24 protein-coding genes and 1 riboswitch are annotated in these 21888 nt (G+C 36.8%); of the genes, 19 read left to right on the top strand and 5 right to left on the bottom strand.

What is annotated here, in order from left to right; all coding sequences use genetic code 11:
• The first annotated feature begins 128 nt into the window (after positions 1-128).
• Positions 129-1448 carry a diaminopimelate decarboxylase gene (lysA, locus tag BFA01S_RS04250; RefSeq protein ID WP_066226226.1) on the top strand — a complete coding sequence of 440 codons (1320 nt, stop codon included), beginning with the start codon at positions 129-131 and terminating at the stop codon, positions 1446-1448.
• 123 nt (positions 1449-1571) lie between these two features.
• On the opposite strand, the gene BFA01S_RS04255 is transcribed toward lysA, so the two are convergent.
• Positions 1572-2450: a DUF1002 domain-containing protein gene (locus BFA01S_RS04255; RefSeq protein WP_174521579.1), complete on the bottom strand. Its 879-nt coding sequence runs from the start codon at positions 2448-2450 to the stop codon at positions 1572-1574.
• A 272-nt stretch (positions 2451-2722) separates the two neighbouring features.
• Between BFA01S_RS04255 and BFA01S_RS04260 the strand changes: the two genes are divergently transcribed.
• The gene (locus BFA01S_RS04260; RefSeq protein ID WP_066226231.1) at positions 2723-3160 is read left to right on the top strand and encodes a peptidylprolyl isomerase; all 438 of its coding nucleotides are present in this window, start codon (positions 2723-2725) and stop codon (positions 3158-3160) included.
• A gap of 202 nt (positions 3161-3362) precedes the next feature.
• Here BFA01S_RS04260 and BFA01S_RS04265 read toward each other — a convergent pair whose 3' ends face one another.
• Both BFA01S_RS04265 and BFA01S_RS04270 read right to left on the bottom strand, forming a co-directional pair.
• Positions 3363-4262: a hypothetical protein gene (locus BFA01S_RS04265; RefSeq protein ID WP_066226234.1), complete on the bottom strand. Its 900-nt coding sequence runs from the start codon at positions 4260-4262 to the stop codon at positions 3363-3365.
• 258 nt (positions 4263-4520) lie between these two features.
• A complete protein-coding gene (locus tag BFA01S_RS04270; RefSeq protein WP_066226236.1) occupies positions 4521-5411 on the bottom strand; it encodes a hypothetical protein in 891 nt (296 codons plus the stop codon).
• Between the two features lie 239 nt (positions 5412-5650).
• Between BFA01S_RS04270 and BFA01S_RS04275 the strand changes: the two genes are divergently transcribed.
• The 6 genes from BFA01S_RS04275 (at position 5651) to BFA01S_RS04300 (ending at position 10258) form a co-directional block, all read left to right on the top strand.
• Positions 5651-5857 (top strand): DUF3006 family protein, encoded by a 207-nt coding sequence (locus tag BFA01S_RS04275; RefSeq protein ID WP_066226239.1) that lies wholly within the window; start codon positions 5651-5653, stop codon positions 5855-5857.
• Positions 5858-6026: 169 nt separating this feature from the next.
• A riboswitch (FMN riboswitch) is annotated at positions 6027-6175 on the top strand.
• Between the two features lie 149 nt (positions 6176-6324).
• The gene (gene ribD, locus BFA01S_RS04280; RefSeq protein ID WP_066226241.1) at positions 6325-7413 is read left to right on the top strand and encodes a bifunctional diaminohydroxyphosphoribosylaminopyrimidine deaminase/5-amino-6-(5-phosphoribosylamino)uracil reductase RibD; all 1089 of its coding nucleotides are present in this window, start codon (positions 6325-6327) and stop codon (positions 7411-7413) included.
• 5 nt (positions 7414-7418) lie between these two features.
• The gene (ribE, locus tag BFA01S_RS04285) at positions 7419-8063 is read left to right on the top strand and encodes a riboflavin synthase (RefSeq protein ID WP_066226244.1); all 645 of its coding nucleotides are present in this window, start codon (positions 7419-7421) and stop codon (positions 8061-8063) included.
• A gap of 19 nt (positions 8064-8082) precedes the next feature.
• Positions 8083-9276, top strand: a complete 1194-nt coding sequence (locus BFA01S_RS04290) for a bifunctional 3,4-dihydroxy-2-butanone-4-phosphate synthase/GTP cyclohydrolase II (protein ID WP_066226247.1) — start codon at positions 8083-8085, stop codon at positions 9274-9276.
• A 17-nt stretch (positions 9277-9293) separates the two neighbouring features.
• Positions 9294-9758, top strand: a complete 465-nt coding sequence (gene ribH, locus BFA01S_RS04295) for a 6,7-dimethyl-8-ribityllumazine synthase (RefSeq protein WP_066226249.1) — start codon at positions 9294-9296, stop codon at positions 9756-9758.
• Positions 9759-9898: 140 nt separating this feature from the next.
• Positions 9899-10258 carry a GNAT family N-acetyltransferase gene (locus tag BFA01S_RS04300; RefSeq protein ID WP_066226250.1) on the top strand — a complete coding sequence of 120 codons (360 nt, stop codon included), beginning with the start codon at positions 9899-9901 and terminating at the stop codon, positions 10256-10258.
• A gap of 23 nt (positions 10259-10281) precedes the next feature.
• On the opposite strand, the gene BFA01S_RS04305 is transcribed toward BFA01S_RS04300, so the two are convergent.
• Both BFA01S_RS04305 and BFA01S_RS21725 read right to left on the bottom strand, forming a co-directional pair.
• Positions 10282-10812: a DUF309 domain-containing protein gene (locus BFA01S_RS04305; protein WP_066226251.1), complete on the bottom strand. Its 531-nt coding sequence runs from the start codon at positions 10810-10812 to the stop codon at positions 10282-10284.
• 104 nt (positions 10813-10916) lie between these two features.
• Positions 10917-11012 (bottom strand): YjcZ family sporulation protein, encoded by a 96-nt coding sequence (locus BFA01S_RS21725; protein WP_082799849.1) that lies wholly within the window; start codon positions 11010-11012, stop codon positions 10917-10919.
• Between the two features lie 122 nt (positions 11013-11134).
• Here BFA01S_RS21725 and BFA01S_RS04310 point away from each other — a divergent pair, with 122 nt between their 5' ends.
• From BFA01S_RS04310 to BFA01S_RS04360, 11 genes are all read left to right on the top strand, one after another.
• Positions 11135-11920, top strand: a complete 786-nt coding sequence (locus tag BFA01S_RS04310) for a segregation/condensation protein A (RefSeq protein ID WP_066226254.1) — start codon at positions 11135-11137, stop codon at positions 11918-11920.
• 3 nt (positions 11921-11923) lie between these two features.
• Positions 11924-12517: an SMC-Scp complex subunit ScpB gene (gene scpB / locus BFA01S_RS04315; RefSeq protein ID WP_066226256.1), complete on the top strand. Its 594-nt coding sequence runs from the start codon at positions 11924-11926 to the stop codon at positions 12515-12517.
• 138 nt (positions 12518-12655) lie between these two features.
• Positions 12656-13807 (top strand): D-alanyl-D-alanine carboxypeptidase family protein, encoded by a 1152-nt coding sequence (locus tag BFA01S_RS04320; protein WP_066226257.1) that lies wholly within the window; start codon positions 12656-12658, stop codon positions 13805-13807.
• Positions 13800-14387, top strand: a complete 588-nt coding sequence (locus BFA01S_RS04325; protein WP_066226260.1) for a nucleoside recognition domain-containing protein — start codon at positions 13800-13802, stop codon at positions 14385-14387. The genes BFA01S_RS04320 and BFA01S_RS04325 overlap by 8 nt, the downstream gene beginning before the upstream one ends.
• 6 nt (positions 14388-14393) lie before the next feature.
• Positions 14394-14921: a spore maturation protein gene (locus BFA01S_RS04330; protein WP_066226262.1), complete on the top strand. Its 528-nt coding sequence runs from the start codon at positions 14394-14396 to the stop codon at positions 14919-14921.
• Between the two features lie 118 nt (positions 14922-15039).
• Positions 15040-15774, top strand: coding sequence for a 23S rRNA pseudouridine(2605) synthase RluB (gene rluB / locus BFA01S_RS04335; protein WP_066226264.1), 735 nt, complete (start codon positions 15040-15042; stop codon positions 15772-15774).
• A gap of 90 nt (positions 15775-15864) precedes the next feature.
• Entirely contained in the window at positions 15865-16386 is a 522-nt protein-coding gene (resA, locus tag BFA01S_RS04340) for a thiol-disulfide oxidoreductase ResA (protein WP_066226266.1), read from the top strand.
• A gap of 16 nt (positions 16387-16402) precedes the next feature.
• Entirely contained in the window at positions 16403-18034 is a 1632-nt protein-coding gene (resB, locus tag BFA01S_RS04345; RefSeq protein WP_066226268.1) for a cytochrome c biogenesis protein ResB, read from the top strand.
• Between the two features lie 25 nt (positions 18035-18059).
• Positions 18060-19235 (top strand): c-type cytochrome biogenesis protein CcsB, encoded by a 1176-nt coding sequence (gene ccsB / locus BFA01S_RS04350; protein WP_066226270.1) that lies wholly within the window; start codon positions 18060-18062, stop codon positions 19233-19235.
• Between the two features lie 80 nt (positions 19236-19315).
• Positions 19316-20038: a response regulator transcription factor gene (locus BFA01S_RS04355; protein ID WP_066226272.1), complete on the top strand. Its 723-nt coding sequence runs from the start codon at positions 19316-19318 to the stop codon at positions 20036-20038.
• On the top strand, positions 20035-21846 hold the full coding sequence (locus BFA01S_RS04360; RefSeq protein WP_066226273.1) for an ATP-binding protein: 1812 nt from the start codon (positions 20035-20037) through the stop codon (positions 21844-21846). Before BFA01S_RS04355 ends, BFA01S_RS04360 begins: the two co-directional genes overlap by 4 nt.
• The last annotated feature ends 42 nt before the right edge of the window (positions 21847-21888 follow it).

Below are 21888 nucleotides of genomic sequence, written 5' to 3' on the forward strand. Positions count from 1 at the left end.
GATAGAAAATTCACTTTATTAGGTGAACAGCTCTGTTCAACAGAGATTTTTTTTCATAAAATATAGTAGTATTTTCATCAGTAAAGAATAAATAGACGAATAGTTTACTCAGAAAGAGGGTTAGCGAATTGCATTTACATGGTACTAGTAAAAAGAATGAATTAGGACATTTGGAAATTGGCGGGGTTGATACAACTGAATTGGCAAAACAATTTGGAACACCTCTTTATGTATATGATGTAGCTCTAATAAAAGAGCGCGCAAGAAGCTTCAAAAAGGCATTTGAAAACATGGGTGTCAAAGCTCAGGTAGCGTATGCGAGTAAAGCTTTTTCTTCGATTGCAATGTTTCAGCTGGCAAAAGAAGAAGGTCTTTCACTTGATGTTGTTTCAGGCGGAGAGCTTTATACAGCAATTAAAGCAGGATTCCCAGCAGAGAAAATGCACTTACACGGAAATAATAAAAGCCGTGAAGAATTAAAAATGGCGCTTGAACATGGAGTCGGCTGTATCGTTGTCGATAATTTCTATGAAATTGACGTACTTGATGAACTTTATGTTGATGGTGAAAGAAAGATCCCTGTTCTTTTACGTGTTACACCAGGAATTGAAGCACATACACATGACTATATTACAACTGGTCAGGAAGATTCAAAGTTCGGATTTGGACTTTTAAACGGACAAGTAGAGCGTGCAATTGAAAAAGTGCTGGCATCAAAAGCATTCCATTTATTAGGTTTCCACTGCCATATCGGTTCACAGATTTTTGAAACACAAGGATTCGTTCTTGCGGCAGAAAGAGTGTTTGAGAAAATTAAAGAGTGGAAGGACCGTTTCTCTTATGTTCCTGAAGTTGTTAATCTTGGCGGAGGCTTCGGAATCCGTTATACAGAAGAAGATGCACCACTTCCAGCGACATATTATGTAGAGAAAATTGTAGAAGCTGTTCAAAAACAAGTGAAAGAGCTTAATATGGAAATGCCTGAAATCTGGATTGAGCCAGGCAGATCACTTGTCGGTGACGCTGGAACGACTTTATATTCCATTGGTTCGCAAAAAGAAGTTCCGGATGTTCGTAAATATGTTGCAGTTGACGGAGGAATGACAGATAATATTCGTCCTGCATTATATGAAGCAAAATATGAAGCAGCTCTAGCAAACCGTATGAATGACAAGGAAGAAGAGAAAGTTTCTATTGCTGGTAAATGCTGTGAGAGCGGAGATATGCTTATTTGGGATATTGCGCTGCCTAGCGTGAAACCGAATGATTTACTAGCTATTTCTTGTACGGGTGCTTACGGATACTCAATGGCAAATAACTATAACCGTATCCCGCGTCCTGCTGTTGTTTTCGTTGAAGACGGTGAAGCACAGCTTGTTGTGAAAAGAGAAAGCTATGAAAATATCATTGTAAATGATATTCCGTTAAAATCAAAAGTTGTTAAATAAATAAAAACATAAATAACAGGCAAATGCCTGTTATTTATATTTTTTAGAGTCGAGCTATATATAAAATTAAAAAAGTGAGCTAATAGCCTCCGGTTTGGAGTCATTAGCTCACTTTTTATATTCCTATTTACCGCCAGTGAAGAATGAAATAATCGCATTCCATAATGCGATGAAAAATTCTTTTACTTGCTGAAGAAAGCTTTGACCCTCTTCTGAATTAAGAAAGTTTGAAATTTTATCCTTCGCTTTATCAAGCTGATCTCCAACTTGATTCCAGTCGATATTAATATCTTTCATTTTGTTGAAAAGGTCAATTAAGCTGTTAAGCTGTTCTTCTGTCAATGTAATATTCAAATCTTTTGCGCATTTTTCAATTAATGCACGCAAGTCTGCGTCTGTTTCAGGGACACCATTTTGAGCGATTTCATCTTTAATTTTTGCCATTAATGCCGATGCATTTTCTTCTCCGACTTTATCCCCAAGTTTAGCTGTCGTTACAAGTTCTTCGTTTGCTACTTGTTTAACTTCCTCTGGAATTGCTTTATCAGATGTAATTTCATAAGCTTTTAAAAGTCCAGTTAATGCTGCAGTCCCTGATACTTCAAAAGGGGCTGTTACGTAAATTGTTGCATCCTTTACACCCGCAGTCATAAGGGCATTTAAATACATTTCATCTGTAACCCAGTTAATATTATTCGTTTTTACTTCAAGACCAGAACCTTTTTTCTCAATTGTTATCGCTGATGAAGAAATAGCCTTTGTCCCGATTGTTGCTTTTGGAATATAATCTCCTAAATATTTATGTTCTTCCTGATTAGATACCGTAATTTGCTGTGAACCTTCAGGTGCATTCATTTCACTAAGCAAATCCTCTTTTTGCTTCGGCGTTAGATTTTCTCCGAGAGTAATAATTGTATCGCCGACAACTGCATCCGCAAAGCTAACGGATGGGAATGCAAGTAAAGCAGCCAAAATAAACGGTAATATTAGTTTTTTCAATATATTTTCCTCCTTAAATGGTAAAGCTGACCAACTGTTCGCTTCTATTATAGTACGTTTTATTTAATCAATGAAGCTTTTTAAAGGAATGGCGAGACGGAACAAATAGTTAGACGGGGAAAGGAAAGAAGAAGTTTCAATATTTATTTTCATTATTCCCTCTATTTCATAAAAATGAAACTTTTAATCAAATAACATGTCTCGCTTTTCTTTATTACGAGAATAATGATATTATAAAGACTGATTGATTTTACATATAAGGAGATGTTTGAATAATGGCTAAAAAAGGTTATTTTTTAATGCAAAGCGGAGACAAAATTGAATTTGATTTATTTGAGAATGAAGCTCCGGGAACAGTTGCTAACTTCGAGAAATTAGCTAACTCTGGGTTTTATAATGGTTTAAATTTCCATCGTGTTATTCCTGGCTTCGTAAGTCAAGGAGGGTGCCCGAGCGGAACTGGTACAGGCGGTCCTGGCTACACAATTAAATGTGAAACAGAAGGTAATCCGCACAAACATACAGCAGGTGCATTATCAATGGCACATGCGGGTAAAGATACAGGTGGAAGTCAATTTTTCATCGTCCATGATCCACAACCGCATTTAAACGGTGTACATACAGTTTTCGGACAAGTTACATCTGGACTTGAAGCGGCTAAAGCGATGAAAAACGGAGATGTAATGGAAAAAGTAGAGGTTTTTGAAGCATAATAGATAATAGGCTGATAAAAATATAAAGGCAGTGGGCTTCCTTATTGAGGATAACACTGTCTTTTATTATTTAAAATTGAGTATTATATCACACTTATATTTATTAGTTCACTTTAGATTTCTATGGTAATAATAATACTTTTTGATGTGAAGAAAGCAAAGAAGCACTTGCAGCTATAATGCGTCAAGTGCTTCTCATTACTTATCTTTCATATAAAATATGGTAATCGGCAAAAACGTAATAGCCGCCGCCAACGTGGAATCTTCCATTTTCAAAGCTGTATGCTCTGATTGCTTCATAAGAAGGAACTTTTCTATACACCTGTCCATCAGGAGCATAAATATATAACGGCTCTTCTGTCCCGAAAATAAATCCAGTGTAGAATAATGTGTTTTTATCTTTCTTTACATAATAGCCTCCGCCAACATCAAAGGAGTCGGAATTTTCTTTAAATACTTTAAGACCTTCTCCTTTTTTCAATGTTCGATAAACGCTGCCCTTTGGATTGTACAGCTTTACTCCATTTTGCTTAATTAATACTCTGCCGTAATGTGAATTTTTAATGCTTACTAATTCTGTTACATATCCATCCTCATTTTCATACTTCACTAAGCCGACACCGGGAGCGTAATAAGAAATACCTGTATCGCCGCGACCGTTATCGATCATCACAGTTCTAAATGTACCGGCAGGCGTTTTAACAGTCTGATTCAGCGAGATCGTTTTAAAAATATGTCCATCGCTTTCCCATTCCATTCCGACTGTTAATGGAAATGCTATTTGTAGGGACATTGAATCTTCGAAAGGGTCACCCTTTATTAATCCTTCACTATTTTGGATAGTTAATTCATTATTAAAGAAATCTCCCCACTGATAATTCCATAAATCACCTTTATTCATTTTGCCTGTAAAACTCGCAGTCATATACTCTTTAGATTTACTCGTATTCTTATAATAGTAGGCGTAAGTATAGATTTTTTTTGTATTCATTAAAAAACTAGGTGTTGAGGCTGCGGCCTTATCATTGAATAAGAAGGATGAGAAGCTGCCAAATACTAAAGTGAAAAATAAGGTAATGATAACTATTTGTTTATTTTTCAATGCAATTCTCCTTTAAAATATTTTAAATACTTATAATTCCAAATTAATATAAAAATTCCATATTATCGAGTGCATTTTAACTTATTTTTTAATAATTTAGTCTGTTTTTTTAAAAAAGTTAAGGTTATTTAGACCTAAGTTTGATAAATAGAGGCAGGAGAATTTTTTAATAGAAGGGAGAAGCAGCTATAGGTTATCGCTAATAAAGCAAGGAAAAAGCACTCGTTGTTAAAAACATCGAGTGCCCGTATTTTAAGCTTATCTTTCGTATAAAATATGATCTGCAGCAGGAACGTAATAGCCGCCGCCAACTTGGAATTTTCCATCTTTAAAGCCGTATACTCTTACCGGCTCATCAATTGCAAACTTTTTAAATAATTTCCCATTTGAAGAATAGACAGATAACGGTGCTTCTGTACCATAAATAGTTCCAGTGAAGAATAATGTATTTTTCTCTTTCTTTACATAATAGCCGTTTCCTACATCATAAGAGTCAGCATTTTCTTTAAATACTTTGAGAGCTTCGCCTTTCTTTAATGTTTTGTGAACAGCTCCCTTTGGAGTGTATTGCTTTATGCCTGTTTGTTTAATTAAAACTCTGCCATAGTGTGCATTGCTAATCTTTGTTAATTCTCTTACATGTCCAACACCATCTTCCTCCCTGACTAATCCTACACCGGGAGCATAGTAAGATTTTCCATTCTGGACACCATGGTCGATTACTACTGCTTTAAATGTACCGGCAGAAGTCTTAACCACAGTATCTAAAGATATAATTTTAGCAGTAAATGATTCACTGCTCTTCCACTGTTTTCCTGCCGTTAAAGGAAACATTAATTCCTTGGACCATGTATTATCAAAAGGATCTCCTATTCTTAGGCTTTCATTATCTTGAATCTGCAGTTCGTTGAAAAAGAATTCCTCTGTTTGGAAATTCCAAAGATCACCATTGTTCATTTTTCCAGTGAAACTTGCAGTCATAGTTTCTTTTTTATTTTTATAATCCAAGCTGTAAGTATAGATCTTTTTAGTATCCATCAGGAAACTTGGTGTTGCAGCTGAAGCTTGGTCAGTTGATAAGAAAGCCGAAAAACTAGTAAATATTAGTGTGAAAAATAATAGAATAGTAACTATCTTTTTGTTTTTCAAAATGATTCTCCTCTTTATGTTTTTTATTACAACAATTAACATAATAATATATATTTTACATTTATTCCAGTATATTTTATCTGTTTTTTGTATTATTTGTAATTTTAGTGAAACATTTACCTTATAAAAAGAGTATTTTTTCGATAGTCTATCTTTATTTAAATATAGGTTTTTCTCTTTCTTTTTATGTTGCACTCTTTTAATATAATATATTTGTGGAATTATATTAGAGAGACATCTTGATAATATTAAGAGAAGTTGAAACTGTACAAATAGATGTACCACGTCATAAATTACCTCAACATATGAAAGAAGATACGATTTTAAGTGTTTTCTTTGATGAAGAAGGAAATATAGCAAATGCTGAAGTTCTTGAAGATGCCACAGAATCGGCACGCGAAAATGTGCAGCAATTATTAGAGAAAATGATGAATAAAAACAAATAGAAAGAGAAATTTCTTGTAATTATTAGGACTGCCGCCACATAAGCGGCAGTCTGTTTTATAAGAAAAATGTCGTTTTAAAGCTAATTTAAAAACTAATTTCTTGCTTTTTCTCATTTTCAGTGATAATATTTTCTTCAATTAAAAGTATTCATTACTTTTACTCATAATTGATATCCTTCGGGGCTGGGTGTAATTCCCAACCGGCGGTGATGAAGCTTTTAAAGCTTCTTAGTCCGTGACCCGCGAACCTTAATGGAAGCGGTGGATCTAGTGAAATTCTAGGGCCGACAGTGAAAGTCTGGATGGGAGAAGGATCACATGTTTCTTTTGAAACGAGTAGTAGTTTTCTGTGAAAATATAGAAAATGCATACTCTTTTTTGACATGCCTAAAAATTCTCTCTTTAAAGCCCTGACTATTATTAGTTGGGGCTTTTTTTCATTATTAAAAGCAGAGGGGGTGTGAAGCGTGACAGATAAAGATTATATGAAATTAGCGATTGAGTTAGCGAGACAGGCTGCAGGTCAGACAAGTCCTAATCCGCTCGTAGGTGCGGTTGTTGTAAAGGATAATCAAATTGCAGGAATGGGTGCTCATTTAAAAGCAGGTGAGAAGCATGCGGAAGTTCATGCGATTGAAATGGCAGGTGATAAAGCAGAAGGCTCCACTGTGTATGTGACGTTAGAGCCTTGCAGTCATTACGGAAAGACACCGCCATGTGCTGATCTTTTAGTCCGTTCTAAAGTGAAAAAAGTGTTTGTAGCCGTAACAGATCCAAACCCTGTGGTGAGCGGCAGAGGAATTAAAAAACTGAAAGATGCAGGGATTGAAGTGGAAGTCGGTCTTTTAGAAGAGGAAGCAGCAGAGCTGAATAAACATTTCTTTCATTTCGTCCAGACGGGAAAGCCTTTTGTAACGTTAAAAGCTGCATCATCACTTGACGGCAAAACAGCGACAGTAACTGGTGAAAGCAAATGGATTACAGGTGAAGATGCAAGAAAAGATGTTCATAAATCGCGGGAACTGCATGATGCGATTCTCGTAGGTGTGAACACAGTCATTGCTGATAATCCGAGCTTAACTTGCCGTACGGAAAATCCGAAGCGCCAGCCTGTTCGAATTATTCTTGATACATATTTGCGAACACCGGAAGATGCGAATATTGTAATTGATAAACTAGCCCCAACATGGATTATCGTCAGCAATCAGGCGGATCAGGAGAAAATAAATATATTTGAGCAAAATGATGTGAAAATTATTCAGCTTTCAAATGATACGATTGAAATAGAGGAAGTTTTAAACGTTTTAGGAGAACATAAGATTATGTCCATCTATGTTGAAGGCGGCTCGACTGTGCATGGCAGCTTTATAAAGAATAGTATGTTCAATGAACTGATTTTCTATTTAGCACCGAAAATAATCGGAGGACAGGCTGCTCCTGCTTCCATTGGTGGAGAAGGATTTTCAAAAATGGTAGATGTCCCTGCATTAAAAATAAATGAATTTACACAAATCGGGAGCGATTTGAAAATTGTCGCTTCACCGAAAAAAGGGTGACCTATATGTTTACAGGTATTATCGAAGAGATTGGACGAATTGAGAAAATAGAAAGTGCCAGTGATGCGATTGTTCTTACGATTAAGGCGAAGAAAGTGTTAGAAGATGTTCATTTAGGTGATAGTATCGCTGTTAACGGTGTCTGCTTAACAGTTACATCTTTTACAGGTCAATTATTCACTGTTGATGTGATGCCTGAGTCGATTAAAGCAACGTCTTTAAAAGATTTAACGAAAGGCTCACCGGTTAATCTGGAACGGGCAATGGCAGCGAATGGCCGTTTTGGAGGTCATTTTGTTTCAGGTCATGTCGACGGTGTCGGGAAAATTATAAAAAAACAGCCTGTCGGCAATGCGGTTTATTATGAAATTGAGCTTGCTGAAGAGTTGACAGAAACACTTATTTTAAAAGGATCCATTACAGTTGATGGCGTAAGCCTAACGATATTTGGACTTGAGGCGACGAAGGTCGTTATCTCTATAATTCCGCATACATTGTCTGAAACAGTTCTCGGATTTAAAGGTGCGGGTGATATCGTCAATATTGAATGTGATATGCTCGGGAAATATGTGAAAAAACTTATCTCAGGACAGCAGCATAATAAGCAGTCATCTATAAGCAAAGCATTTTTAGAAGAAAACGGTTTTTAAGTAAGGAAGGGGGATTATGATGTTTCATTCAATTGAAGAAGCACTTGATGATTTAAAAGCAGGGAAAGTAATTATCGTCGTTGATGATGAAGATCGTGAAAATGAAGGTGATTTTGTTGCATTAGCGGATGGAATTACAGCAGAAGCAATTAATTTTATGATTAAACATGGACGCGGTTTAGTTTGTGTTCCAATTACAGAGGAAATAGCAGAAAATCTTGATCTGCATCCGATGGTTGATCATAATACAGACCCGCATGGAACGGCTTTTACTGTTAGTGTCGATTACAAAACGACGACTACAGGTATTAGCGCATTTGAACGTGCAGAAACGATCCAAGCACTGTTGCGTGAAGATGCTAAGCCAGGTGATTTTAAACGTCCAGGACATATTTTTCCGCTTATTGCAAAAGAGGGCGGGGTTTTAAGAAGAGCTGGACATACGGAAGCCGCTGTTGATTTAGCAAGACTTAGCAGTGCAAAGCCGGCTGGTGTTATTTGCGAAATTATTAAAGAAGACGGAACGATGGCGAGAGTTCCCGATTTAAAAATTATTGCTGAACAATTAGATGTGAAAATGATTACGATTAAAGATTTAATTCTTTACCGTAATAAAACGGATCAATTAGTACAAAGAGAAATTGAGATCAAGCTTCCCACAGAGTTTGGGGACTTTAGAGCAGTCGGCTACTCGAATATTATTGACGGCAAAGAACATATTGCTCTTGTCAAAGGAGAAATAACATCGGATGAAGCTACATTGGTCCGTGTTCATTCTGAATGTCTAACAGGGGATGTATTCGGTTCGTTCCGCTGTGACTGCGGACCGCAATTACATGCGGCACTGGCACAAATTGAGGAAGAAGGAAAAGGAATACTTCTTTATATGCGCCAGGAAGGAAGAGGAATTGGCCTCCTTAATAAAATGAGAGCTTATAAATTACAGGAAGAAGGCTATGACACTGTTGAAGCAAATGAAAAACTTGGCTTTGCTCCTGATTTAAGGAATTATGGAATCGGTGCGCAAATATTAAGAGATCTAGGTGTAAAAGAAATGAGATTATTGACGAATAACCCGCGTAAAATTGCAGGGTTGGAGGGCTATGGTTTAACAATTGCTGATAGAGTGCCGATTCAGATGCCAACGAAGAAAGAGAATGAAAATTATTTAAGAACAAAACGTGAAAAATTGGGACATCTTTTAAAATTTTAAATTTGGGGGAATTAGAAATGACAACATTTGAAGGTAATTTACTAGGATCAGGATTAAAAGTAGCAATCGTTGTAGCGAGATTTAATGATTTTATTACGAGCCGTTTATTAGGCGGGGCACAAGATGGTCTTATACGTCATGGTGTGGAAGAAAATAATATTGATATTGCGTGGGTTCCGGGTGCATTTGAACTTCCGTTAGTAGCAAAAAAACTGGCTGAATCTAAAAAATACGATGCAGTTATTACGCTGGGAACAGTTATTAGAGGTGCGACAACGCATTATGACTATGTTTGTAATGAAGCAGCTAAAGGTATTTCACAAGCATCATTATCAACTGGTGTTCCTGTTATTTTCGGTCTGGTAACGACAGAAACAATTGAACAGGCAATTGAGCGTGCAGGGACAAAAGCAGGTAATAAAGGATATGACTCAGCTATTACTGCAATTGAAATGGCAAATTTACTTAGGTCTATTCATTAATTTTAGCATTTACTGTTTAAAAGCGAGCGAAAACTGTATATAATGTTTTGAGAAGTAGTTCTTCTCTAAAACAATAAAATGAAGAAAAGTAAAAGTATAATAAGCTTTTGCTTTTCTTATTTCGCTAATGAGGGGTAAAAATGTTAATACGCTTTAAGAAAAGTTTTGAAAAAATTGCAATGGGTTTGCTCTCTTTTATGCCAGCAGAAAAAGATTTAAAACAATTGCAACAAACGATAAAGCAATATGAAACAGAGAATGATTGGCAGCTCTTTTTGTGGAAAGAAGGAGAAGATATCGTCGGTGCAGTTGGAGTCGTATTAAAAGGGGAAGAAATTGTTGAAATTCAGCATATTTCTGTTAATCCTTCCCACCGTTCACAAGGTATTGGAAAGAAAATGGTAACGGCACTAACCGATTTTTATAAAAATAAGAAAGTGCTGTCGAATAATCTTACCGAACCATTCTTTGAAAAATGTCATGATAAAGATAAAAAATAATCATAAAGACGAAAGGACAGCGGCTAATTACATCCTCTGTCCTTTTGTCTTTTTAAAAGATTAAGCTCTCTTTCTTTTATGACGTCTGTCCGGTCCCTTTTTGAATGTTTATGAAGGATGAATTCATTTTTTAGATCGCTTTCCTGGTCCCAAATAAGTCCGCGCTTTTTGCATTCTTCTATACATTTTGCTTTTAAAGCCTGATCAGCAATCGGCATCGTGAAACTTTTATAAGGCTTATATTCAATAATATCAGCTTTTACTCTTTGTAATTGGACAAGAAGCTCATTCGCTTGTAAGCCGAGTTGTGTAATAGCAGCAGTATTGACGGTTAAAAGGTTAATGGAGCTGTTAATCATTTTTAAAGCTCCTTTAAAATTCCCTCTTCTTTGATGGTAAAGTCCGACAGCAATTTGAATAAGACCGACCCAATAATCTTTTCGTTCAGAAGGGGGGGCCTCTTTCCAATGTTCCTCGAGAACTTCATGGCATTCGAAATAGTCACGGTCCCCATGAAAGTGGACGAGGTAATTAATATATGCATGATCATACATGAAAAACAATCCTTTCAAGATTAAATTATGTATAGCCACTAGTTTACCATAGATTGAAAAAGGGTTTCCCCGTTTATAGGAAAACCCGTCTGTTTCATATGTGCTTAGTAAAGCCAAGCTGCCCCAACAATAATTAATAAAATAAATAATACAACGATTAACGCAAAACCTCCGCCATAGTTAAAACCTGCATCACCCATTGAAAATTCCTCCTCAATTTTTAAGATTTTACATTTGTATCATATGATTAGAATGAATAATTGTATGGGCGAATGTCTCGCTTCTTTGTTTTTTCTATTTAACTATTGGTCAAAGTGGCATAATGTTCTATACTAGATGTTGTCTATTTGAGAATGGTGGGATTTATTTGCAGTATCAAGTGAAAATTGATGCATTTGAAGGGCCACTGGACCTTTTATTGCATTTAATAAATAAGCTGGAAATTGATATTTATGATATACCGGTTGCTAAAATTACAGAGCAGTATATGATATATATCCATACAATGCAGGAGCTGAAGCTTGATGTTGCTTCAGAATATTTAGTAATGGCAGCTACGCTTTTATCGATAAAAAGCCGAATGCTTCTTCCAAAACAAGAAGAGCTGTTTGAATCGGAATTTGGCGAGGAGTATGAAGAAGATCCTCGTGAACAATTAATTGAGCGTTTAATTGACTATCGCAAATATAAAGAAGCGGCAGAGGAGCTGCGTTCTTTAGAAGAAGAGCGGGCACAAGTATATACGAAAGCTCCAAGCGATTTAAGTGAGTATACAGAGCAAAAGAACAATGAACCGCAAATATTAAATGTTACGTTATATGATATGCTCGGTGCATTCCAGAAAATGATGAGACGGAAGAAAATTCAAAAGCCTTTGCAAACGAAAATTACAAAACAGGAAATTCCGATTCAGACGAGGATGGATGAAATACTCATTGATTTAAGAAAAAGGCCTGGCAGGAGAAGATTTCAGGATTTATTCCCTTCTGATAGCAGAGAGTATTTAGTTGTTACTTTTTTAGCTATTTTAGAATTGATGAAAACAAATCATATTACGATTGAACAAGAAAATAATTTTGCAGATATATATATAGTAGGGAGTGAATAATTCATGGCTTTAGCAGTTGCCGAATGGAAATCAATCGTCGAAGCATTACTGTTTGCGGCAGGAGATGAGGGACTCTCTATCAGTCAATTGATGACAGTGCTTGAATTGGATGAACAGGCAGTAACAGATATATTAGCTGAATTGGCGGAAGTATATGAGAATGAAGAACGGGGAATTGAGCTCGTTCAAGTAGCTGGTATTTATCAGTTAACGACAAAGAAAATTCATGCAGTATATTTAAAAAAGCTAGTAGAAACACCGGGGAATGCATCTTTATCCCAAGCAGCGCTTGAGACACTGGCGATCATTGCTTACCGTCAGCCGATTACAAGAATAGAAATTGAAGAAATACGCGGTGTGAAAGCAGAGCGTCCGTTGCAGACATTAGTAGCAAAGACACTTGTTAAAGAAGTCGGAAGGGTCGAAGGATCAGGCCGAGCTATTTTATACGGTACAACGAAGGAATTTTTAGAACATTTCGGTTTAAAAACAATTGAAGAACTTCCGCCCCTCAGTGAAAGAGAAGAGGATGAATTCGTTCAGGAGGAAGCGGATTTATTTTTTGAAAAATTTAATTCAACATTTGAAGATATGTAAAGGCCGGCTGGCTGTCTACGTATCATTAAGAGAGGATAACCAATATTCGGTTTCCTCTTTTTGTTATTTTAATTTTCATTCATAACCTTTGTCCACTCGCATAAACTTGTACAAAACAATTAAGGGGACGTGGAGGTTATGTCGCAATTAAAGAAAATAACAATAATAGCAATCGTTCTTATATTCATTTTTGCACTTTTCCCATTACGCTCATCCGCATTAGGTGTGAGTGCACAAGGTGCAATTTTAATGGAGCAGGAATCGGGGCGGATATTGTATGAAAAAAATGCCCATGAAAAGCTAAGAATTGCGAGCATAACGAAAATTATGACAGCAATTTTAGCAATTGAGTCAGAGAAACTGGATGAACAGGTGAAAGTGAGTGAGAGAGCGACACTTGCCGAAGGTTCCTCCATCTATTTACAAAAAGGGGAGAAGATAAAGCTGGAGGATTTAGTTTACGGCTTAATGCTCCGTTCAGGAAATGATTCGGCAGTTGCCATTGCAGAACATGTTGGCGGGAGTCTGGAAGGCTTTGTTTATTTAATGAATAAAAAAGCCGAAGAACTTGGGATGAAAAATACAGAATTTGCAAATCCGCATGGATTGGATGATCATGAAAACCATTATTCAACCGCATACGATATGGCGATTTTAACAAAATACGCGATGGGAAATCCAATTTTTCGCGAAATATCAGGAACGGAAACATATCGTGCACCAAATCCGAATGAAGAATGGGATCGGGTATGGAGAAATAAAAATAAATTAGTAACAGGTTTATACGAATATGCTACCGGAGGGAAGACGGGGTATACAAAAAGGGCAAAAAGGACGCTCGTATCAACGGCTTCCAAGAGTGGATTAGATACGATTGTCGTAACGATTAATGATCCTGATGATTGGCGCGATCATATGAATTTGCATAATTATGCATTCGCCTCATATGAACTCGTCAAAATTAAAAGAAAAGGAACGATAAAAAATATTAAAGATTCAGTTTACAAAAATAAGATTTTCATTAAGCGTGATGTACTCTATCCATTAAAAGAGGAAGAGTTAGATCAGCTGGAAATAGATATTAGGCTGTTAAAACCGAAGAAAGAATGGAATGATGCAAAAGATATTCCAAATATAGTAGGACGAATGACGATTTTACTAAATGATAAAAAAATTGAAGAACTGCCAATTTACTATGATAACGGAAATGTAAGCACGACTGACGACTCTGTTCTGCAGTCATTTCGCATGTTGTTTTTTGCGTTAGCCGGTGGTAAATATTATGGTTAATTTAATTTGGGTTTTTCTCACGTTGATAGGGATCGTCTTTGCGATGTTTAACGGAACAATGGAAGAAGTAAATGAAGCCATTTTTAAAGGTGGGAAGGAAGCTGTTACAATTTCAATCGGTTTAATAAGTGTACTTGTTTTCTGGCTTGGCTTAATGAAAATTGCTGAGGCAGCAGGATTGCTGGAGAAATTATCAAACCTATTTAAGCCGTTCGTTTCAAGGCTTTTTCCAGAAGTGCCGCCGGAACATCCAGCGATGGGATATATGTTATCGAATATGATGGCGAATATGTTCGGTTTAGGAAATGCTGCAACACCGCTTGGAATAAAAGCAATGGAGCAATTAAAAGTTTTAAATGGCGGATCAGAACACGCCAGCCGCTCGATGATTACATTTTTAGCGATTAATACATCAAGTATTACGTTAATTCCAACGACTGTTATTGCAATCCGTATGACATACGGCTCTGATTCCCCGACAGAGATTGTTGGACCAACACTTTTAGCGACTGTTTTATCGGCGATCGGTGCTATTTTAATTGACAGATATTTTTATTACCGGAGAAAAAGAAAGGGGTAATGGAAGATGGGATTAATAAGCACTGTTTCCTTATGGTTAATTCCCCTCATAATCGGATTTATTTTATTATATGGGACGATAAAAAAAGTACCGACGTATGAAACATTTGTTGAGGGAGGAAAAGAAGGGATTAAAATCTCATTCTCCATCATTCCTTATTTAGTCGGTATGCTCATTTCCATTTCTATTTTCAGGGCATCAGGGGCATTGGAATTTATGATGAGTTTTTTTAAGCCGGTTCTTAATTTCATTCATTTTCCAGCCGAAATGCTCCCGCTCGCTTTAATCAGACCGATCTCAGGAACGGCAGCATTAGGATTAACGACTGATATTATCGCCACATACGGTCCTGATTCTTTTATCGGAAGGCTTGCTTCTGTTATGCAGGGGAGCACAGATACGACGCTTTATGTTCTAACTGTTTACTTCGGGGCGGTCGGCATTAAGAAGATGGGAGACGCGCTAAAGGTCGGTTTGCTTGCTGATGTAGTCGGAATTGTAGCTTCGGTTATAATTGTTACACTTCTTTTTTAATAAGCGCCTTATGGCGTTTTTTTATTTAGGAAAAAAGAGAACCGTTTCATATGGAGAATTGTATCAAAACTTGTTAAAAAACGTAGAAACGAGTAATATGTTAACGAGGTGAACGCAAATGGAACGCTTACAAAAAGTAATTGCACACGCAGGAATTGCGTCAAGAAGAAAAGCAGAACAGCTGATTCAAGAAGGAAAAGTGAAAGTAAATGGAAAGGTTGTTACAGAGCTTGGGACAAAGGTTACTGACCAGGACAGAGTAGAAGTGGAAGGTGTACCGCTTGAGCGCGAAGAACCGGTATATTTACTGCTGTATAAGCCGACAGGGGTTATTTCGGCTGTTAAAGATGATAAAAATCGAAAAGTCGTTACTGATTTTTTCCCTTATATAACACAACGTATCTATCCGATTGGCAGACTTGATTATGATACATCGGGACTTCTATTGTTAACAAATGATGGGGAGTTTGCAAATATCCTCACGCATCCCCGTTATGAAGTTGAAAAAACATATGTGGCAAAATTAAAAGGCATCCCGCTTCGTGAACAGGTAAAACAGCTGGAAAGAGGAATTCAGTTAGAAGACGGGAAAACAGCTCCGGCAAAAGTGAAAGTTCTATCGATTGATAAAAAGAAACAAACATCGATCGTTGAAATAAAAATTAGGGAAGGACGCAATCGCCAAGTGCGGAGAATGTTTGAAGCAATCGGCCATCAAGTTCAGAAGCTGAAACGTGAGCAGTTTGCCTTCTTAGATTTAAAAGGGCTTAGTACTGGTGATTCACGCGAGCTTACTCCCCATGAAGTGAAGCAATTAAGAGCGTTGGCATTACATGGAAGAAATGCCAATTAAGTTTCACATAAACTTCATATAATCTCTAAAGCTGCCATTTTGGATAATGATATAATTATTTTGAATGTAATTAGTGTAGGGAGCAAAGCTATGAAAAAAAATCGTTTACTCGTACGCACGGTTATTTTAGTCATCTTAATTGGAGCACTTGGTTATACGCTCTATATAAACTTTTTTGCTAATAAAGAACTCGTTAAGCCGGGAGATCAGGCTCCGGACTTTATTTTAACTGATTTAGAAGGCAATAAGCATAAGCTTTCTGATTATAAGGGAAAGGGTGTCTTTCTGAATTTTTGGGGTACTTGGTGTGCACCTTGTGAATATGAAATGCCTTATATGGAAAATCAGTATAAATATTATAAAGATAAGGGTGTAGTAGTTCTGGCTGTTAATATTGGCGAATCAGATATTGCGGTGCAAAACTTTGTCAATAAACATGAACTTACTTTCCCTATCTTATTAGATAAAGATGGGCAAGTAAAAGATGCCTATGGAGTTAAGCCGCTGCCGACCACTTTTTTAATAGATAAAGAAGGAAAAGTGGTAGAAATTCAGACAAGGTCGATGACAGAAAGAATGGTTCGGGACTATATGGAAAAGATTAAACCTTGAACGGAGAGTTTTAAACATGAGAGAGGTAAAATGTGAATGCGGGCATGTCAATCCTATTGGGACTATTATTTGTGAATCATGCGGTAGGGCGACAAGCCTCGATGAAGGGGAAAAGCAAAAACAGCTTATAGATATGCGTTATGACGGAAGTGCAAGGCGCTCCCAAACGTATAATAAAACAGTCATCGATAAAATATGGAATTTCTTCTCATCTGTAAAAGTTGGAGTATGGCTAATTGTTATTACTTTAATTGCCTCCGCACTTGGAACAATTTATCCACAGGAGATGTATATTCCTCCAACAGTGACAGCGAGTGAGTTTTACAAAGATGAGTACGGCATCTTTGGACAAATATATTATGCGCTCGGCTTTCATAATTTATATAATTCTGAGTGGTATTTAATTCTTGTCGCTTCCATTGGAATTTCATTGGTCATTTGCAGCTTAGACCGTGTAATTCCGCTTTATCGTGCATTGAAAAAACAAGGTGTAACAAGACATGAATCATTTATGAAAAGGCAAAGGCTATACAGCTCCTCTTCTATAAATAATCATAATGGAAATGAGTATGAGCAAATTAAAAAGAAATTAAAATCACGCCGTTATACAGTGCGGGAGGAAAATGGAAATATCCTAGCTGAAAAAGGACGTTTCTCAAGATGGGGTCCTTATGTCAATCATATCGGGCTTATTATTTTCTTAATTGGTGCGATGCTTCGTTTCATTCCAGGAATGTACATAGATGAAGTACTGTGGGTGCGGGAAGGAGAAACAGCCGGCATACCTGGTACAGATGGAAAGTATTTTTTGAAAAATGAAAAATTCATTATGGAAGTTTACGAGAAAGATAAAGAAAACGAAGTATTCAGTGATGCGATTGATAGACAGGGGGACGGCTCTGTTATTAAAAACTTTCAGGCAAATGTTGTACTGTATGAGAGAAAAGGTGAAATTATTCCCGGAGCAGAGCCTGAGCTGAAAGAAATCAAGAGGAAAGAAGTACGGGTTAATGAACCGTTAAAGCATGATGGATATGCTCTTTATCAGACAAGTTATAAGCTGAATGAACTGAATAAAATGAGATTTAATTTAGTAGAGAAGCAGTCAGATAAAAGTTTTGGGGAAATTACGGTCGATTTATTAAATCCTAAAAAGAAATATGATCTTGGAAACGGATATAGAGTAGAGATTGCAAGCTACTTGCCTAATTTCTATTTTAATGATGATGGAGAGCCTGCAACAAAAACGAGAGTGCCGGATAATCCTGCCTTTGTATTTAAAATGATTACACCGGACAAACCGGAAGGCGAGTCAAGTTTTGTCGGTATTAGACAGACAATTGAACCGAACGAAGATAATAAATACAAAATGAAATTTGCAGGTGTAGAAACGAAAAATCTTACAGCACTGACAGTCAGAAAAGATATGACTTTATGGGTAATTGGAATCGGTGGAGCGATCTTTATGATAGGTGTGATCCAAGGCATGTACTGGAATCACCGCCGCATATGGATTAAACGTAATGGAGACGAAATATTAGTTGCTGGGCATACGAATAAAAACTGGTATGGGTTAAGTAACGAGCTTAAATATGTACTGGATGGCACATCAATAAATATACCGGCAGATCAAAAAGACAAGGAATAAATAAGGGGTTAAGGAGGGGAAAATAGTGGCAGAAATTAGTAGTACACTTCTTTATATCGCTTTTATAGCATACTTAGTCGGAACCTTTTTATTCGGCGGTACAGTACGGAATAATCGAAGAAAAAACGGGAAACTAAGTAAATGGACAATAGTTGCAATGGCTGTTACAATAATTGGATTAGCTTCCCATATCGGATATTTTACTACGAGATGGATTGCCTCAGGGCATGCGCCTGTAAGTAATCTGTTTGAATTTGCAACAGCATTTGCCATGATGCTCGTCCTTGCATTTGTCGTTTTATTCTTTATTTATAAAACAGCTGTCTTAGGTTTATTTACTTTACCGACAGCACTTCTTTTAATCGCATATGCGAGTATGTTCCCGACAGATATATCGCCGCTTATCCCAGCACTTCAAAGTGACTGGCTCGCTATTCATGTAACAACAGCGGCCTTGGGGCAGGCAATACTGGCGATAAGTGCGGTGGCAGGTATTATCTATTTATTAAAAGCTGTTGATCAGTCGAAAAATTCACGTAAGACATTTTTTCTGGAATTGATTATGTATTTTGTCGTTACAACAATTGCATTTATTATTATTACTGCTTCATTTAGAGCTGTTGATTATCAGGCAGAGTATAAATGGATTGATAAAAATGATGCAGAAGCGATGATGGAATATCATTTGCCTGCTTTAATAGGCCCGCATAAAGGAGAATTATTAACGAAAGATAAGATGGAAGCATTTGTTGAAGTACCTGCAATTATTTCAGCACGTAAATTGAATACAGTTATATGGTCATTTGCTTCCGGATTACTATTATATGGAATAATTCGTTTGATTATTCGAAAAAGGGTGTCTGCTTTATTACAGCCATTCGTAAAAAATGTTAATTTAGACTTGATGGATGAGATTGGCTATCGCTCAGTAACGATAGGCTTTCCGATTTTCACGTTAGGTGCATTAATTTTTGCGATGATCTGGGCACAAATTGCCTGGACAAGATTTTGGGCCTGGGACCCTAAAGAAGTATGGGCATTGATTACATGGCTTTTTTATGCCGCATATTTACATTTGCGTCTTTCAAAAGGATGGCATGGTGAAAAGTCAGCGTGGCTTGGTGTAGTCGGTTATGCAATTATTATGTTCAACTTTATTTTCGTTAACTTAGTTATTGCCGGCCTTCATTCATATGCATAATTAAATGTTAGAACACTGCTAACATAGCCTTCACTCTTATGCAGTGAAGGCTATTTATTTAGGAAAAGGAGAGATCTCTCATGGAAGAAAATCAATATGCAAAAATATTAGTTGTAGATGATGAAGATAGAATCCGCCGTTTATTAAGAATGTATCTTGAGAGAGAGAATTATGATATCGATGAAGCGGAAAATGGGGATGAGGCATTAGAGCTTGCATTAAATAATAATTATGATCTTATTATGCTCGACCTTATGATGCCTGGCATTGATGGGATTGAAGTTTGTAGGCAGCTCAGGGAGAAAAAGGCAACACCGATCATTATGTTAACAGCAAAAGGGGAGGAAACAAACAGAGTGCAAGGGTTTGAGGTTGGTACGGATGACTATATCGTTAAACCATTTAGCCCGAGGGAAGTTGTGCTTCGTGTAAAGGCCCTTTTAAGAAGAGCATCACATACATCATATTTAAAAACAGATACGACAGCTAAAAATGTTATTGTTTTTCCACACTTATCGATTGATCATGATGCACACAGGGTGACAGCGGACGGAGCGGAAGTGAGTTTAACACCGAAAGAATATGAATTATTATATTTTTTGGCAAAAACTCCGGATAAAGTGTATGACCGTGAAAAATTATTAAAAGAAGTTTGGCAATATGAGTTTTTTGGAGATTTAAGAACGGTTGATACACATGTGAAAAGGCTTCGTGAAAAGTTAAATAAAGTATCTGCCGAAGCAGCAAAAATGATCGTTACTGTTTGGGGAGTCGGTTATAAATTTGAGGTTGGCAATGAATGAAGATTTGGAAAAGTGTAGTAGGTAAACTTTGGATTACAATTTTATTATTAGTTTCCTTCGTTCTGTTCGTGCTGACGATTTTCATGCTCGAATTTATTGAAAATTACCATGTTGGTCAGACAGAGGATCAATTAAAAAAATTAGCGAATAAAGTATCGAGTATTATCGAAAGTCATGAGGATAAAGAATTAGCAAGGTCTATTACTTGGGAATTGGCAGATGATTTAACAAGTATTTTAATTGTTGAAAATGAAAAAAAATATTGGGTTTCTCCAAATGAAAGTGAAAACACATTAGACTTCGATTTAGATGATATTAAGCAAGACCCTGTCTTATCGTTAGTTTTAACTGAGCATAAAGCAGGTAGCAGGAAAGCGTATTTGACAGATGAAGATGAACGCATGATGAACGGGGAGAAGGAAGTTGTCGTTGTCGGTGTGCCTTATAAGCTTGCAGACGGTAAGTATGGTTCTGTCTATATAGCCCAGTCGCTTAAAGCTGTTCATGAAACGACAAAGCATACGACGAAATATATTATAATTGCCGCTGGGATAGCGATCGTACTTACGACGATTTTTGCGTTCTTCCTTATTACTAGAATTACGAATCCGCTTAGAAAAATGAAAGAAGTTGCCCATGAGCTGTCAGAAGGCAAATTCGATACAAAAGTACCGATTTTATCAAATGATGAAATCGGTGAACTTGGAATTGCATTCAATAAAATGGCAAAGCAGCTGAAATTTAATATTAATGCGCTGAATCAGGAAAAAGGGCATCTATCAAGTATTTTAAGCAGTATGGCAGATGGGGTTATTACACTTAAAATTGACGGAACAATTTTAATAACGAATCCTCCTGCGGAGAAATTTTTGCATGCCTGGTACTATGAAAGAGGAATGAAAGCCGAAACAGCGGAAGAGCTCCCTCCTGAAGTGTATAATTTATTTCAGCAGGTCATTGATGCCGGCTCTGAAAAAGAACAGACGGTTGAAATTTCTTTGCAGGGAAGAAGCTGGGTATTAGTAATGAGCCCGCTTTACAATGAGTCTAATATTAGCGGGGCGGTCGCTGTATTAAGGGATATGACAGAGGAAAGAAAATTAGAGAAGCTTCGTACCGATTTTATAGCAAATGTGAGCCATGAGCTAAGAACACCGATTGCGATGCTTCAAGGGTACAGTGAAGCAATTGTCGATGATATTGCAAGCACCGATGAAGAGAGAAAAGAAATTACCCAGATTATTTATGATGAATCATTAAGGATGGGAAGGCTTGTTAATGATCTTCTTGACTTGGCACGGATGCAGGCTGGGCATATTACTCTTAATTATGAAAAAATCTTTGTACCGGAATTTGTTGAAAAGATTAATCGTAAATTCCAGGGACTTGCAAAAGATAAACAAATTAGCTTAACAACATCTTTAGCTCTTGAGGAAGAAGTGTATCCATTAGACCCTGATCGAATTGAACAAGTATTAACGAATTTAATCGATAATGCGATTCGTCATACGGAAGAAGAAGGACAGGTAAATGTAAAAGTTCAATCTATAAAAGATGGATTGCTTTTTCATGTACAAGATACTGGTTCCGGTATACGTGAAGAAGATTTGCCATTTGTTTTTGAACGTTTTTATAAAGCGGATAAAGCGAGAACAAGGGGCGGGTCCGGAACCGGTTTAGGGCTTGGAATTGCAAAAAGTATTATTGATGCTCATGGAGGGTCAATTACAGTAAATAGTAAGCTTGGAGAAGGGACAACATTTACTTTCTTCCTGCCAAGAAAAGAGATGGATTGTGAAGAAGTTTGACGAATAATCTTGTTCCATACGAAACGGTATCTTGAAATAGGA

The sequence above is a fragment of the Metabacillus fastidiosus NBRC 101226 genome (assembly GCF_001591625.1).
In the GTDB taxonomy this organism is placed as follows: Bacteria; Bacillota; Bacilli; order Bacillales; family Bacillaceae; genus Metabacillus; species Metabacillus fastidiosus.

What these genes read in the sequence shown, in the direction of transcription:
- BFA01S_RS04320 (WP_066226257.1), top strand. Translation starts at nt 12,656, where the DNA reads ATGTCGCAATTAAAGAAAATAACAATAATAGCAATCGTTCTTATATTC.
- BFA01S_RS04330 (WP_066226262.1), top strand. Translation starts at nt 14,394, where the DNA reads ATGGGATTAATAAGCACTGTTTCCTTATGGTTAATTCCCCTCATAATC.
- BFA01S_RS04260 (WP_066226231.1), top strand. Translation starts at nt 2,723, where the DNA reads ATGGCTAAAAAAGGTTATTTTTTAATGCAAAGCGGAGACAAAATTGAA.
- BFA01S_RS04355 (WP_066226272.1), top strand. Translation starts at nt 19,316, where the DNA reads ATGGAAGAAAATCAATATGCAAAAATATTAGTTGTAGATGATGAAGAT.
- BFA01S_RS04325 (WP_066226260.1), top strand. Translation starts at nt 13,800, where the DNA reads ATGGTTAATTTAATTTGGGTTTTTCTCACGTTGATAGGGATCGTCTTT.
- BFA01S_RS04305 (WP_066226251.1), bottom strand. Translation starts at nt 10,812, where the DNA reads ATGTATGATCATGCATATATTAATTACCTCGTCCACTTTCATGGGGAC.
- resB (WP_066226268.1), top strand. Translation starts at nt 16,403, where the DNA reads ATGAGAGAGGTAAAATGTGAATGCGGGCATGTCAATCCTATTGGGACT.
- BFA01S_RS04310 (WP_066226254.1), top strand. Translation starts at nt 11,135, where the DNA reads ATGTTCTATACTAGATGTTGTCTATTTGAGAATGGTGGGATTTATTTG.
- ribE (WP_066226244.1), top strand. Translation starts at nt 7,419, where the DNA reads ATGTTTACAGGTATTATCGAAGAGATTGGACGAATTGAGAAAATAGAA.
- resA (WP_066226266.1), top strand. Translation starts at nt 15,865, where the DNA reads ATGAAAAAAAATCGTTTACTCGTACGCACGGTTATTTTAGTCATCTTA.
- ribH (WP_066226249.1), top strand. Translation starts at nt 9,294, where the DNA reads ATGACAACATTTGAAGGTAATTTACTAGGATCAGGATTAAAAGTAGCA.
- BFA01S_RS04290 (WP_066226247.1), top strand. Translation starts at nt 8,083, where the DNA reads ATGTTTCATTCAATTGAAGAAGCACTTGATGATTTAAAAGCAGGGAAA.
- BFA01S_RS21725 (WP_082799849.1), bottom strand. Translation starts at nt 11,012, where the DNA reads ATGGGTGATGCAGGTTTTAACTATGGCGGAGGTTTTGCGTTAATCGTT.
- BFA01S_RS04300 (WP_066226250.1), top strand. Translation starts at nt 9,899, where the DNA reads ATGTTAATACGCTTTAAGAAAAGTTTTGAAAAAATTGCAATGGGTTTG.
- BFA01S_RS04360 (WP_066226273.1), top strand. Translation starts at nt 20,035, where the DNA reads ATGAAGATTTGGAAAAGTGTAGTAGGTAAACTTTGGATTACAATTTTA.
- scpB (WP_066226256.1), top strand. Translation starts at nt 11,924, where the DNA reads ATGGCTTTAGCAGTTGCCGAATGGAAATCAATCGTCGAAGCATTACTG.
- rluB (WP_066226264.1), top strand. Translation starts at nt 15,040, where the DNA reads ATGGAACGCTTACAAAAAGTAATTGCACACGCAGGAATTGCGTCAAGA.